10 protein-coding genes and 2 rRNA genes are annotated in these 13,943 nt (G+C 60.1%); 8 read left to right on the top strand and 4 right to left on the bottom strand.

Annotation, left to right across the window (positions count from 1 at the left end; genetic code table 11):
- The first annotated feature begins 237 nt into the window (after positions 1-237).
- Positions 238-3,214, top strand: a 23S ribosomal RNA gene (locus ACGHEN_RS10625).
- A 146-nt stretch (positions 3,215-3,360) separates the two neighbouring features.
- Positions 3,361-3,476 (top strand): 5S ribosomal RNA (rrf, locus tag ACGHEN_RS10620).
- Positions 3,477-3,590: 114 nt separating this feature from the next.
- Here the strand turns inward: rrf and ACGHEN_RS10615 are convergent.
- Positions 3,591-4,061 carry a hypothetical protein gene (locus ACGHEN_RS10615; RefSeq protein WP_390399303.1) on the bottom strand — a complete coding sequence of 157 codons (471 nt, stop codon included), beginning with the start codon at positions 4,059-4,061 and terminating at the stop codon, positions 3,591-3,593.
- Positions 4,062-4,338: 277 nt separating this feature from the next.
- On the opposite strand from ACGHEN_RS10615, the gene ACGHEN_RS10610 reads away from it, so the two are divergent.
- The gene (locus tag ACGHEN_RS10610) at positions 4,339-4,770 is read left to right on the top strand and encodes an Hsp20/alpha crystallin family protein (protein ID WP_390399300.1); all 432 of its coding nucleotides are present in this window, start codon (positions 4,339-4,341) and stop codon (positions 4,768-4,770) included.
- A 70-nt stretch (positions 4,771-4,840) separates the two neighbouring features.
- Here the strand turns inward: ACGHEN_RS10610 and ACGHEN_RS10605 are convergent, their stop codons facing one another.
- Positions 4,841-5,650 (bottom strand): MBL fold metallo-hydrolase, encoded by an 810-nt coding sequence (locus ACGHEN_RS10605; protein WP_390399299.1) that lies wholly within the window; start codon positions 5,648-5,650, stop codon positions 4,841-4,843.
- A gap of 48 nt (positions 5,651-5,698) precedes the next feature.
- On the opposite strand from ACGHEN_RS10605, the gene tilS reads away from it, so the two are divergent.
- The 3 genes from tilS to ftsH all read left to right on the top strand — a co-directional run bounded on the left by tilS (position 5,699) and on the right by ftsH (position 10,074).
- A complete protein-coding gene (tilS, locus tag ACGHEN_RS10600) occupies positions 5,699-7,237 on the top strand; it encodes a tRNA lysidine(34) synthetase TilS (protein WP_390399297.1) in 1,539 nt (512 codons plus the stop codon).
- Between the two features lie 148 nt (positions 7,238-7,385).
- A complete protein-coding gene (hpt, locus tag ACGHEN_RS10595; RefSeq protein WP_118081750.1) occupies positions 7,386-7,934 on the top strand; it encodes a hypoxanthine phosphoribosyltransferase in 549 nt (182 codons plus the stop codon).
- Positions 7,935-7,995: 61 nt separating this feature from the next.
- Positions 7,996-10,074 carry an ATP-dependent zinc metalloprotease FtsH gene (gene ftsH, locus ACGHEN_RS10590; protein WP_390399295.1) on the top strand — a complete coding sequence of 693 codons (2,079 nt, stop codon included), beginning with the start codon at positions 7,996-7,998 and terminating at the stop codon, positions 10,072-10,074.
- Between the two features lie 107 nt (positions 10,075-10,181).
- On the opposite strand, the gene ACGHEN_RS10585 is transcribed toward ftsH, so the two are convergent.
- Both ACGHEN_RS10585 and ACGHEN_RS10580 read right to left on the bottom strand, forming a co-directional pair.
- The gene (locus ACGHEN_RS10585; RefSeq protein ID WP_390397797.1) at positions 10,182-10,397 is read right to left on the bottom strand and encodes a type II toxin-antitoxin system RelB/DinJ family antitoxin; all 216 of its coding nucleotides are present in this window, start codon (positions 10,395-10,397) and stop codon (positions 10,182-10,184) included.
- Positions 10,398-10,444: 47 nt separating this feature from the next.
- The gene (locus ACGHEN_RS10580; RefSeq protein WP_390397795.1) at positions 10,445-11,500 is read right to left on the bottom strand and encodes an IS1595 family transposase; all 1,056 of its coding nucleotides are present in this window, start codon (positions 11,498-11,500) and stop codon (positions 10,445-10,447) included.
- A gap of 225 nt (positions 11,501-11,725) precedes the next feature.
- Between ACGHEN_RS10580 and ACGHEN_RS10575 the strand changes: the two genes are divergently transcribed.
- Entirely contained in the window at positions 11,726-12,910 is a 1,185-nt protein-coding gene (locus tag ACGHEN_RS10575) for a pyridoxal phosphate-dependent aminotransferase (protein WP_118081740.1), read from the top strand.
- Between the two features lie 165 nt (positions 12,911-13,075).
- Complete coding sequence (locus tag ACGHEN_RS10570) at positions 13,076-13,897, top strand: phosphatase (RefSeq protein WP_118081738.1); 822 nt, start codon at positions 13,076-13,078, stop codon at positions 13,895-13,897.
- Positions 13,898-13,943 lie beyond the last annotated feature (46 nt).

Genomic DNA, 13,943 nt, shown 5'->3' with positions numbered 1-13,943 from the left:
ATTCATCTTCCAGACTCGATTCTTTTCTGCGATTTAAACAGAGAATGATAGCAATCATTCATCCGATCCAAACAAGAAGAATTCACTTATATATGAGTGAGGAGCATCTGATCGCGAGCACAGTACATACACTGTGCCGCGGTATGAGATACCCGAATTGCGACATACGAGCGCTATTCATGATATCGATTAATTAATTTTAGCGACACGTGGATATCCCGCGGGCCCGATGCGGTCCCGCAAGATACCACGGGCGCACGGCGGATGCCTTGGCACAGGGAGCCGATGAAGGACGCGGCAAGCTGCGATAATCCCCGGCGAGGAGCACACATCCTTCGACCCGGGGGTCTCCGAATGGGCGAACCCATGCACAGCAGTGTGCATATCCCCGGCCTGAACACATAGGGCCGGGGAGGACAACCCGGGGAACTGAAACATCTAAGTACCCGGAGGAGAGGAAATCAATCTCGAGACTCCCCGAGTAGCGGCGAGCGAAAGGGGACCGATGGCCAAACCGTCGAGCGGGCATACCCGGCAGGGGTTCCGCCGACGGGGTTGCAGGGCCGCGCATCCGGGGGCTGCCGCCCCCGGGCGCAGGTCCGGCTGGGGAGCGGAACGGCATGGGAGGGCCGGCCGCAGCGGGTGACAGCCCCGTACGCGAACCCAGACCGGACGGCGCGACGCGGTCCCTGAGTAGGGCCGGGCACGTGAAACCCGGTCCGAACCTGGGTGGACCACCATCCAAGCCTGAGTACTACCCTGTGACCGATAGCGCACCAGTACCGTGAGGGAAAGGTGAAAAGCACCCCGGGAGGGGAGTGAAACAGTACCTGAAACCGTGCGCCCACGAGCAGTCGGAGCACCCTTTTAGGGTGTGACGGCGTGCCTTTTGTAGAATGAGCCAGCGAGTCGCTGGCGCGGGGCGAGGTTAACCGAAAGGGAGCCGGAGCGAAAGCGAGCCTTAACAGGGCGACTTGAGTCCCGCGCCGCGGACGCGAAGCCGGGTGAGCTATCCGTGGGCAGGCTGAAGCGGGGGTAAGACCCCGTGGAGGGCCGAACGCACGTCGGTTGAAAACGGCGGCGATGACCTGCGGATAGGGGTGAAAGGCCAATCAAACCCGGAGATATCTCGTTCTCCCCGAAATAGCTTTAGGGCTAGCGTCGCGCGTTCACCGCCGGAGGTAGAGCACCGGATGGACGAGGGGGCTTCGCCGCCTACCGAATCCAACCGAACTCCGAATGCCGGCGGCCCAGAGCGCGGCAGTCAGAGCATGTGGGCTAAGCTGTGTGCTCGAGAGGGAAACAGCCCGGACCGCCCGCTAAGGTCCCCAAGTTCCAGCCGAGTGGCAAAGGATGTGCGTCCGCCCAGACAACCAGGATGTTGGCTTAGAAGCAGCCATGCATTCAAAGAGTGCGTAACAGCTCACTGGTCGAGTGGACATGCGCCGACAATACACGGGGCTAAGCTGGACACCGAAGCGGCGGGATTTTATTCATTAGAATCGGTAGGGGAGCTTCCCATGGGCGGAGAAGCCGTCAGGGCGACCGACGGTGGAGCGCATGGGAGTGAGAATGCTGGCATGAGTAGCGAGAGACGAGAGAGTAACTCGTCCGCCGTGAACCCGAGGTTTCCTGGGCAAGGCTAATCCTCCCAGGGTCAGTCGGGGGCTAAGGCGAGGCCGGGAGGCGTAGCCGACGCGCAGCAGGCAGACATTCCTGCACCGCGCACGCGGCGCTACGACCGACGGGGCGACGGATGGGGGTGGCTCGGCGGGGTTCTGGACGTCCCCGTGATGGAGCGCGGCCCGCGGACCAGGGAAATCCGGTCCGCAGAAGGGCGAGGCTCCGGACGAAGCGACTGAGCGAAGCGAGTGAGCCCGAGGTCCCTAGAAAAACCCCTAGGCAGGCGCGTGCGCGCCCGTACCGCAAACCGACACAGGTGGGTGGGTAGAACATACCGAGGCGATCGGGTCAACCATGGTCAAGGAACTCGGCACAATGGCCCCGTAACTTCGGGAGAAGGGGTGCCCGCGCGTACGTGAACCGGCTTGCCCGGGGAGCGGAGGCGGGCCGCAGTGGAGAGGCCCAAGCGACTGTTTACCAAAAACACAGGACTCTGCAGAAGCCGCAAGGCGACGTATAGGGTCTGACGCCTGCCCGGTGCCGGAAGGTCACGCGGAGGGGTTAGCCGTTAAGGCGAGGCCCCGAAGCCAAGCCCCGGTAAACGGCGGCCGTAACTATAACGGTCCTAAGGTAGCGAAATTCCTTGTCGGGTAAGTTCCGACCTGCACGAAAGGCGCAACGACTTGGGCGCTGTCTCGACCATGGACCCGGTGAAATTGCACTGGTCGTGAAGATGCGACTTACCCGCGGAAGGACGGAAAGACCCCGTGAACCTTCACTGCAGCTTGGCATTGGCCGCTGGTCCCGCGTGTAGAGGATAGGCAGGAGGCATCGATCCGGAGGCGCCAGCCCCCGGGGAGCCGCCCTTGGAATACTGCCCTCGCGCGACCGGCGTCCTAACCCGAGGCCGTCAACCGGCTCGGGGACCGTGCCAGGCGGGCAGTTTGACTGGGGCGGTCGCCTCCTAAAGGGTAACGGAGGCGCGCGAAGGTCCGCTCGGGACGGTCGGCAACCGTCCTTTTGAATGCAAGAGTACAAGCGGGCTTGACTGCGAGGCCCACAAGCCGAGCAGGTGCGAAAGCAGGCTCTAGTGATCCGGCGGCCCCGAGTGGGTGGGCCGTCGCTCAACGGATAAAAGGTACTCCGGGGATAACAGGCTGATCTTGCCCAAGAGTCCACATCGACGGCAAGGTTTGGCACCTCGATGTCGGCTCATCGCATCCTGGGGCTGGAGCAGGTCCCAAGGGTACGGCTGTTCGCCGTTTAAAGCGGTACGCGAGCTGGGTTCAGAACGTCGTGAGACAGTTCGGTCCCTATCCTCCGTGGGCGCAGGAGAATCGATGGAGGCTGCCCCCAGTACGAGAGGACCGGGGTGGACGCACCTCCGGTGAACCGGTTGTCGACCAACGGCACGGCCGGGTAGCCGCGTGCGGCGCGGATAACCGCTGAAGGCATCTAAGCGGGAAGCCGTTCCAGGGATTAGTTCTCCTTCCGGTAAGGGCCCAGGTAGACTACCTGGTCGATAGACGGCAGGTGCAAGGACGGCGACGTCCTCAGCCGAGCCGCACTAATCGCCCGAGCTCTTCCGGAACCGCACCTCGCGGCCCGCGGGACCCAGCGCCCATGCGCGGTCCGGGCACGAGGATGCCCCCGAGTCACTCCCCCCTATACGCCATGCGGCCCCCAGGGCACGTGTACGCGATACCGGACACCGAGAACGGTGGGCGCCGCCCACCGGTCAGCGGCCAGAGCATGGGGGGCACGCCCGGTCCCGTTCCGAACCCGGAAGCTAAGCCCCATCGCGCCGAGAGTACTGCGGGGTCAGCCCGTGGGAGGCCAGGGCGCCGCTGACCGGTGGACGGCACCGAGCCGCCATTGGGAATGTAGAAGGGGGAGGCCTCGCGGCCTCCCCCTTTTTTGCGTTTGGTCGATATGAGCTAAACGCCTCTATGGCCTAATAGCCTTTTCTATTTGAAGAAAACAAAATGAATGACCAGCGCGATTGCCACGATGGCAATGATCAAGAGCGCAATTTGGAGACGGTGCTGTCTGCGCCGTCTGTTTGACGATGTAAATATCGATTTCCCCTGCTTAGGCGTCTCGAGATAGCGGGCGGAATGCGTTAGAGTTTGCTTGGGACGGGGCCCTCTACGATGTTGCTTTGTGGGTGTTTGTGTCTGCTCCTGGCTGCATGCGCTGTTTTTGGATAAGGGGGCATCTTTTAGATACACCGGATCGCTCGAGGCGACACCCATGTGTCTACGCGCTGAATGAGATTCTTCTAGGGTTTGATATCGATTGCGAGTTACATACTCAGGCTCTGCATCGTTAATGGGCTCTTGGGAAATATGGGGACGATGGTAGCGTATGGGCTGTGAGTAGGCAGAACTATCGTTCTGCAGCGGCTCAAACGAATTGTCGGAGGTCTGATCGTCCATGATGCCCTTAGGTTGTCATTAACAACGAGTATGCGCTCATTGTAAGCTCCCTGCTTCGTTTTGACAGGCGCGTATTTGGTATTCAGGGCTCTGTTCAAATAACCTTAACCTCGTTAAAACCTTAGTCAACCAGACTTAGATATGCTTATAGAAAGAGACTTAAAAAACTTTATAGCAAAATGTATATATACGTAATCGTTGGGCATATATTAGAGCGTCAAACGAAGTCCCTGCCACCTGGAAGATGGCTCGGCAGTCCCTTAAAGGAGTGGTAGTCATGGCAAGCATGGTTCCTTATCGTTCGGTCTTTGGTGTTCGTCCCTCTGCTAGCTCGTTGTTTGATCTCTTTGATGATATGAGCGACCTAGCGAACAGCTCGATTGCCTCTAAGGCGTTCCCCGTTGACGTTGAGGATAAGGGCGATGGCTATGAGGTCAAGGCTTATCTGACCGGCGTCGCCAAGGACGATATCGATGTCGAGCTTAACGAGGGCCGTCTGTCCATTAGCGTGAATGTCGAGGAAGACGAGGAGAACGAGGGTAAGAACTTCCTGCAGAAGGAGTTCAGCTCGTACAGCGCGATGCGCGGCGTGTACCTGAAGGATGCTTCGAGCGAGGGCCTTTCTGCAAAGTACGCTGACGGCATCCTTACCGTTACGGTTCCTAAGATTGTCGAGAAGAAGAACGTTACGAAGATTTCCATCGATTAAGGCTATCGGCTTTTAAAATCGGTGCCTACGTTAAGGGGGCTGGGAAGTGATTCCCAGCCCCCTTTGCTGTTTACTGTATGGTCATGGGCCGATATTGCCCGGCGGGACGTATTGTGAGTTTATGCAGCCCCTCAACGCGGGTGGCGGCGCTGCCAAGTTCGTTGTCGAGTGTTGCGCCGAGGGAGCTTGCGTAGCTTTTGACGGTCAGGCTTGGGCGATTGTTGTCTTGGCTAATGTGCATCGCGATAAGTTGCTCGGTGCGATCGGTTACCAACGCGCGTGCGGCATCGGCGGCCTGATCGTTGGAGAGATGTCCTTTTACAGACAGGATACGTTCCTGAAGAAAGCGAGGATAGTCGCCTTGACGCAGCATGGCCACGTCGTGGTTGCTTTCGAGTGCGAGAATGCGACAGTCCTTGAGCGTATCGATGGCATGCTTCGACAACGCGCCGGTGTCGGTTGCAAAGCCAATCGAATCACCCTGAGCGTCAAACCGGTAGCCGACGGGATTGACGACGTCGTGGGATGTCGAATACGTCTGAATGTGGACTCCGGCAATAGAGAGGGTGTCGCCTGGGTCGAATTCCTCAACAGGCAGATGTGCGAGGCTTTCTTTTGATGTGAGCGTGCCTCTGCTGGAAAAGACCGGGCCATTCCAATGCTTACACCAAACCTCAAGCCCCTTAATGTGGTCGCTGTGCTCATGGGTGACCACAAGGGCGGACACGTCGTCTGCCGAAAGGCCGAGCTCTGCCATGCGCTTGAGTGTCTCACGACGGGACAGTCCGCCATCGACCATAATGAGCCCTTGCGGGCCCTCGATGAGTGCGCAGTTGCCTTTAGAGCCACTGCCGAGGATATGAAGGTGCAGACGAGACATAAGATTCCAAAGGATACAATGGGTGCGGACGAATAGGGGAGGAAGCAAATGCCTACGGTATCTCAGCATTATGGACACCATGCCGTGCCTGGGGCAGTCGATGAGACCCGGACGAGGCAGCAGGCTGCTCCTGTCGTGCTCATGGTATCAGGCGGCGCGGACTCGACGGCACTGCTTCTTATGGCGTGCACATCAAAGCTGGATATCCAAGACGGACGCGGTGTTGCCCCCATTGCTCGCGAGCGCCTGCATGTGCTGCATGTAAACCATCATCTGCGCGGCAAGGCGTCCGATGGCGACGAGGCCTTTGTGCGTGAGCTCTGCGCGAAATATGGTTTACCGCTGTGCGTGGAGCACGCTTATTTTGATGGGGAGTCGGGCAATATTGAGGCCGCGGCCCGCGAGGTGCGCTATGCCGCGGCGCGGAGGTATGTTCGCGAGCTCTGCGCCCAGACGGGGGCACCGCGAACGGCGGCTCGTATCTGCACCGCGCACACGTCTTCGGATCGCGCGGAAACGTTTTTGATGAACGCGATTAAGGGTTCAGGGCCCGCTGGCCTATCGAGCATTCCTCGCCGGAGGAATATCGTGGTGCGCCCCTTGCTCGACCTAACTCATGGCGAGCTCGTGGGCTATCTACAGGTACATGGTCAGCCGTGGCGTGAGGACGAGAGCAATGAGGATATCTCGTATCTGCGAAACTACGTGCGCCATCGGGTAATGCCAGTGGTGGCACAGCGTAATGCGAGCGTGTGCAAGACGATTGGCGCCGCCTGCGAGATCCTTGGTGACGAAGATGCGTTTCTATCCCAGCTGTCGGCACAGGCGTTTCGAAGCTGCCTGCGCAAGGAGGCGGCGGGTGCGCTAGTGCTCGATGCCAGACGCCTTGCTGCGGCCGAGGTGGTAATCGCGCGGCGCATCGTGCGACTGGCGATCAAACGCATCGATCCGGACGCTCGTCCAGAGATGCGACATGTGGAGCGAGTCCTTTCCTGCGTTGCCGAGGGCGCAGGCTCGGTCACGCTTCCGGCGGGGATTGACGCACGCGTCGAATTTGGCATGCTGGCGTTTAAGGCTCCGGTGGCTCGCGAGGGCCTGGTCGCGGACTGGGTTACCGTACCCGGTCGTTTGCCGTTGGGCGGGGGACGTATGCTGGTCGCAGAGCCGATGGCCGTTGAACCGGGATGCGATATCGTGCGCCGCGCCCGTGAGCTTGCGGCTGCCGGGGAAGTGGCAGCTTTGGTAGACGCGGCTGCCCTGGGTTTTGCCGACAGCGATAGCGAGCGGATCCTGGCGGGCTCGCGTGGCGAGATCCCTGCCGAGGCGCGATTGGCGCGCCTATGGGTGGACGGTCCCGCACCGGGAGACGTGATGTGCCCGTTAGGAATGAGTGGCCGAAGCAAGAAGGTATCCGACTTGCTAGGAGAGGCTCGCATTCCCGTTTCCGAGCGCGCCGGCGTGCCCATGGTGAGGACGGCGCCGGGAGGTGCCGTGGTGTGGGTCGCCGGAGTTCGCGCGGACGAACGCTTTAAGTGCACGGCGGCGACGCGTGTGGCCTATCTGCTTCGCGTGGTTGACGCGGATTAGCCCCTCGTACCAGCTTTTCTGTGCGGCGTTGACGGTATTCCAGCGCTGATGATGCGCGGGCTGGAAAATATACCCCGTGCGCTGCTAGAATGTGTAGTTCGCGTCCATACGGCGGTGTGTGGGCGATTAAGCACAAGAAAGGGTTGTCATGGCTTCTCAACATCCGGATATCGAGAAGGTTCTGTTTACGCAGGAGGATATCGAAGGTATCGTTTCTCGCCTGGGCGAGGAGATTACGCGCGACTACGCTGGTAAGGATCTGGTGTTGATCGCGGTTCTGCGCGGCGCCGTTGTCTTTATGGGCGACCTGATGCGCAAGATCGAGCTGCCGACCAACATCGATTTCATGGCTGTTTCGAGCTATGGCGACGGTGTGAAGTCTTCGGGCATCGTGCGTATCATTAAGGACCTGGATATCGACATCCGTGGTCGCGACGTGCTGATCGTCGAGGACATTCTGGACTCGGGCCTGACCCTCAAGTACCTGATGAAGAACCTCGAGAGCCGCAAGCCCGCTTCGCTGGAGGTCGCTGCCTTCCTGTGGAAGGACGTTGAGGACCGTACCTCGGCCATCACGCCCAAGTATGTTGGAACCCATTGCCCCGATGCCTTTGTGGTGGGCTACGGCCTCGACTATGCCGAGCGCTATCGCAACCTTCCGTATCTGGGCATTTTGAAACCGGAGGTTTATTCGTAAGATGCCCGACGACCGTAACGACAACAATCCCCAGACTCCCCGGGACCCAAAGATTCCGGGGATGCCCGGAGGCAAGAAGCCCACGCGTACGGGCTGGCTGTATTTTCTTTTGGCTTGCGCGCTTCTGGGCTATGCCTTCTTTAATATGGGTTCCGGCTTTGCCAACTCCAGCAATACCGTTAAGCTCGCGACGAGCGAGATGGTCAGTGCCATTAAGCAGGATCGCGTCGAAGATTTGACCTATACGGTTCAAGACGGAAGCGTGGCGGGGCATTACTGGAAGACGAAAAAGGACAAGGGCGATACGAGCGAGCTCAAGAGCTTCTCCTCGACCTATGTCGGCTCCGATTCGCTTGCCGAGCTTATGGCGGAGCACCCCGATACCAAGTACATCGTCAACACCAACGACCCCGATTTTTGGGGCGACCTGGCGATGAGCGTGCTGCCGACGATCGCCCTGATCGCCATCATGTTCTACTTTATGCGCCAGATGATGGGCGCCAATAACAGGAACATGCAGTTTGGCAAGACCAATGCCAAGACCAACGAGGCGACGCGTCCCAAGGTCAAGTTCGAGGACGTGGCCGGCGTGGACGAGGCCGTCGAGGAGCTCGAGGAGATCCGCGACTTCCTAAGCGATCCGGACCGCTATCGCAAACTGGGTGCCAAGATCCCGCGCGGCGTTTTGCTGGTGGGCCCTCCGGGTACCGGTAAGACGCTGCTGGCCAAGGCCGTTGCCGGCGAGGCGGGCGTGCCGTTCTTTAGCATCTCTGGTTCTGACTTTGTCGAGATGTTCGTGGGTGTCGGTGCCAGCCGCGTGCGCGACCTCTTTAAGGAGGCCAAGTCTCAGGCTCCGTCGATCATCTTTATTGACGAGATCGATGCCGTGGGACGTCAGCGCGGAGCCGGTCTGGGCGGCGGTCACGACGAGCGCGAGCAGACGCTCAACCAGCTGCTGGTCGAGATGGACGGTTTTGAGGAAAGCGAGTCGGTCATCCTGATCGCCGCAACCAATCGCCCCGATATTCTGGATCCGGCATTGCTGCGCCCCGGTCGTTTTGATCGTCAGGTCACGGTCGACCGTCCGGACGTAAAGGGTCGCGAGCAGATCTTGCGCGTACATGCCGAGAATAAGCCGATGGACGAGGACGTTAAGTTTGAGAAGCTCGCCCAGATGACCGTTGGCTTTACCGGTGCCGATCTGGCAAACCTGCTCAACGAATCTGCGCTGCTGGCCGCTCGCCGCCATCGTTCCGTGATCTCGATGGACGAGGTCGAGGAGTCGATGGAGCGCGTGATTGCCGGACCGCAACGCAAGGGTCGCGTGATGACCGAGGCCGAGCGCACCACGATTGCCTATCATGAGAGCGGTCACGCTTTGGTGGGTCACATCTTGGAGCACTCCGATCCGGTTCATAAGATTTCGATCGTCAGCCGCGGCCAGGCTCTGGGCTACACGTTGCAGCTTCCGCAGGAGGATTACTTCCTCAAGACCAAGAACGAGATGCTCGACGAGCTTGCCGTGTTCTTGGGCGGCCGCGTTGCCGAGGAGCTCATGTGCGATGACATCACGTCGGGCGCGAGCAACGACCTGGAGCGCGCGACCAAGATGGCACGCGAGATGGTCACGCGCCTGGGCATGAGCGAGGAACTCGGCACGCAAGTGTTTGGCGAGGCGCAGCATCAGGTGTTCCTTGGCCGCGATTACGCCGATCACCAGGATTACTCCGAGGAGACGGCGCGTCGCATCGATATCGAGGTCCAGCGCATTATGCGCGAGGCCCATCGCCGCGCGGTCGAGATTCTGGATGCCCGTCGCGATCAGCTTGATCTGATGGCGAAGGTGCTGCTTGAGCGCGAGACCGTCGAAGGCGACGCCGTGAATGCCCTGCTCGACAACGAGTGGGATGCCTACCTTGAGCGCGAGGGCGATATCCTGGCGGCCAAGGAGGAGCGCAATGCCAAGGCGGCCGGTATGCCGACCAAAAAGCGCGCGCCTCGTATGAGCGAGGAGGAGCTGGCGGCTGATGCCGCGGCTTTTGCGCAGGCGGCCATGCAGGAGGATGCCGAAGTGGCATCCGATGGCGCTGGCGATGACCATGCCGTCAACGCCGATGCCGACGCCGACGACGACAAATAGTCTTTGTGGCGAAAGCCTCCGCGGGGAAACCTGCGGAGGCTTTTTTTTGGCTCTGTTAGACCAAATTTGACACGATCGGCTGTTCGCCGAACCGGAAAATAATCGGGCTATCCCCGCCCATCGCGGTCCGCGCCCTCCCCGTCAGCCTTCCCCGAAGATCCCAGCCTGACGTCGAAGGGCAGGCCGCCCTCGCGGACCACCGCCCTGAGGAATATGTTCATGGCGCCCGACATGGAGAGCCCGAGCTCGTCGAGCACGGCCACGGCCTCCCTTTTGACCTCGGGATCGATTCTTATCGTGGTGGCCGGGACGTTCGATGTCATTGCCGCTCCTTCCGCGGTCGCTGCTCCGTGGCCACCATTTTAATTCGCTAGGCCGCCCGCCCGTCCCAGTAGTCCATGAGGGGAGGCTCGAGGCCGAACATGCCGCGGACGCGGGTCGAGCAGGAGCCGTTGGCGAGCTGGCGGGCGACCGTGGACTCCGCCGCGCGCGAGCCCGCCGCCATGAAGGTGCGGCACCAGCGGAACCAGTCGAGGTAGGCCCCCAGGTGCTTGGTGGACACTCCCCTGAAGCGGGCCATGAACGAGCCGAGGAGCGAATGGACGGCGTTGATGCGGTTGATGGTGCCCTCCGAACGGTCCTTGGAATCATAGGATTCATGCGAGGCGACCTTCAGGTCGCGCAGCACGTCGATGTATGCGGCCGCCTTGTCCGTGGCGACGACCGCGCCCGCGCCGATGCGGTCGCGAAGGGCCTCCGCCGCACGCCTGCGCGAGACAACGCCGCGGCCCGAGACCTCGAAGAAGGTGGCGTCCGTGTCGCTGACGCCCGTCATGACGCAGATCTGCTCGCGGGAGAGGCCGCGCCTATGGACCTGCTTGCCGCGGTGGCGAGCCTTCCTCGGCAGGGTGAAGGAGCCCTTTGAATGGTTGCCCTTGAAGGACTCGGGGAAGTACGTCTCGTCGAGCTCGCAAGCCTGCCCCTGCCCCACATGGAACGTGGGCGAGTATTCCCTCAGGCACTCGATGAGCCTGTGGCGCATGGTCCAGGCGGTCTTGAGGCAGACACCGCAGCGGCCGGCGCACTCGCGGAGAGGGAGCATGAGGGCGAAGCACTCGGCGTAGGCCATCCAGGTCTCGCGGGGCAACTTGCTCGCGCCGAGGATCCGGTCGGTGGAGCCGGAGAACGTCCTGCCGCAGTCGCGGCAGAGGTAGCGCTGCTCGCCGTTCCTGGACTTGCCCTTCTTGACGATAGCGACCGAGCCGCAACGGGGGCAGCGCTCTACCTCATGGCCATCTCCCGCCGCGTCATCGAACATGGCGGCGCGGACGACGTCCCCGACCAACTCGACGGCTTTACGGCGCTCGGTCCTGCTGAGCTTCGCCAGGCTCTTCTTGAGGGTGATGACCAGGTCGTCTGCATCCATGGGCGCTCCTTCGACGTTAATTGAAGGGTACCGCCTCGCGGTGACATCGTTTTTATGTCAACCTTGGTCTAACAGAGCCTTTTTTTTAGCGATATGGGGCCATCTGTTAATTGGGGACAGACTTAAATGAGCGTTTTCACGCATTTAAGTCTGTCCCCAATTAACATTGCTGCGGCACTTTGCTCAACTAAAGCGTACAATACCGCCTATGCGAAAGGGGAACAGATGATCAACGAAACCATGTATGCTCGCGGTGCGGAAAGCTCCATCATCCGTGAGATTTTTAGCTATGGCCTTGAGCGCAAGGCGCAGATCGGTGCGGAAAACGTATTCGATTTTTCGCTGGGCAATCCGAGCGTTCCGGCACCCGCTGCTGTGGCGGAGTCCATTAAGAAGGCCCTGGAGCTGCCGAGCGACCAGCTGCACGGCTACACGCCCGCACCGGGCCTGCCGCAATGTCGTGCCGCTGTGGCCGAATCGCTCAACCGCCGCTTTGGCACGAGCTATGAGGGCAAAGACGTCTTTATGACGGTGGGTGCCGCGGCTTCGCTCACCTGCGCGCTCAACGCCGTTACGAATCCGGGCGACGAGGTTATTGTTATCGCCCCGTACTTTCCGGAGTATCGCGTTTGGATTGAGAAGGCCGGCTGCACGTGTGTCGAGGCGCTTGCCAACGAGGACACATTCCAGCTGAGCGTGGATAACGTATTCAAGGCGATCACCGACAAGACGGCAGCCGTCATTATCGACTCGCCCAACAACCCGACCGGTGCCGTATATACGCGCGACACGCTGACGCGACTGGCCAATGTTCTGCGCGAGGCCAACGCTCAGCGCGATCCCGAGAATCCGATTATGCTCATCTCGGATGAGCCGTACCGCGAGATCGTGTACGGTGCCGAGGTGCCTTGGGTGCCCTCGATCTACGAGCACACCATCGTGTGCTACTCGTATTCCAAGTCGCTGTCGCTGCCGGGTGAGCGCGTGGGGTGGATCTTGGTTCCCAACACCAATCCGCAGGCTGCCCGTCTGATGCCGGCCGTTGCCGGTGCCGCCCGTACGCTGGGCTTCGTGTGCGCGCCGGCGCTCTTTCAGCGCGTAATTATCGACTGCATCGATGAGCCGAGTGACGTTGAGGCCTATGCACGCAACCGCACCGCGCTTACCGACGCACTAGCGGAGTATGGCTACACCTATGTTGAGCCGGATGGCGCGTTCTACCTATGGGTGAAAGCATTGGAGCCCGATGCGAATGCGTTTTGCGAGCGCGCAAAGAAGTATGAGTTGCTTGCGGTTCCCTCGGACAGCTTTGGTATGCCGGGTTGGTTCCGCCTGGGCTATTGCGTGAGTTACGAAACGATTGTCAATTCGCTACCCGCTTGGAAACAGTTGGCGGACGAGTATCGTTAAAAGTAAAGCGCTCTGCCTACAATGTTTTACGTGAAACGGGGTTTGGTGTTAAGCCGGACCCCGTTGTCATGGACGTTGTGTCTTTGGGATGGAGTGGTTTTACGACTATCGAAGGCAATGCGTACAATGAATATAAGCGACGGCCGTGCCAGATAAGGAGACCTGATGCCCTACCTGCTTTCTTGTGACATTCATACCCATACGATGTTCTCTGCGCATGCATATTCGACCATTGAGGAGAATGTGTACTGGGCGGCAGAGCGTGGCCTGCAGGTGCTCGGGTCTGCCGACCATCTGAGCTCTATGGTTACGGCTTGTCCCAATGACCTGCGCAGTTACCAATTCTTTATCAACCAGGATATCTGGCCGCGCATTTGGAGCGGCGTGCTGGTGCTGCGTGGTGCCGAGGCCGATATCGTTTCGCTGGACGGAAGCCTGTTTGGCGAGGACACTCCTGTCACGCTCGATATCGCTGGCGATTCGTACAGTCGTCAGCATTCGCTGTTCGATTTGGTTACGCGTAATTTGGATTATTTGGTTGCAAGCGTGCATAATCCACAGATTGCTGAGGGCGCGACGCTGGCCCAGGCGACCGAGATGTATATCAATGCCCTGGAGCACCCCAAGGTGTTCATGCTGGGTCACACGGGGCGTTCGGGCGTGCCGTTCGATATCGACGAGGTGCTGTTGGCGGCTAAGGCCAAGCACAAGATTATCGAGATCAACAACCATAGTCTTGAACACGGTGTTGACACTGAGCATTGGGCCGTATGCCGCAAGATCGCTGAGCGCTGCGCCGAGCTGGGCGTGGGCATTGGCGTTTCGACCGATGCGCACATTGGCATGGCCATTGGTAAGCTCGATTACGCTCGCAAGATGCTCGACGAGATTCACTTCCCGTTGGATCTGATCGTGACGCGCGATCGCGAGACGCTGCTGCGCGAGATGGCGGCAGCCGGCGTGTGCGACCTGCGCAAGGGGATGTAGCGGAATTAATAAACCAAGAAAGGGGGCGGCCCAGACGGGTCGCCCC

Origin of the sequence: Collinsella sp. i06-0019-1H4, from assembly GCF_042849575.1 — a bacterium.
Classification (GTDB): Bacteria; Actinomycetota; Coriobacteriia; order Coriobacteriales; family Coriobacteriaceae; genus Collinsella.
The sequence above is the reverse complement of the archived record's forward strand: the minus strand, read 5'-3'. Positions and strand labels throughout refer to the sequence as shown.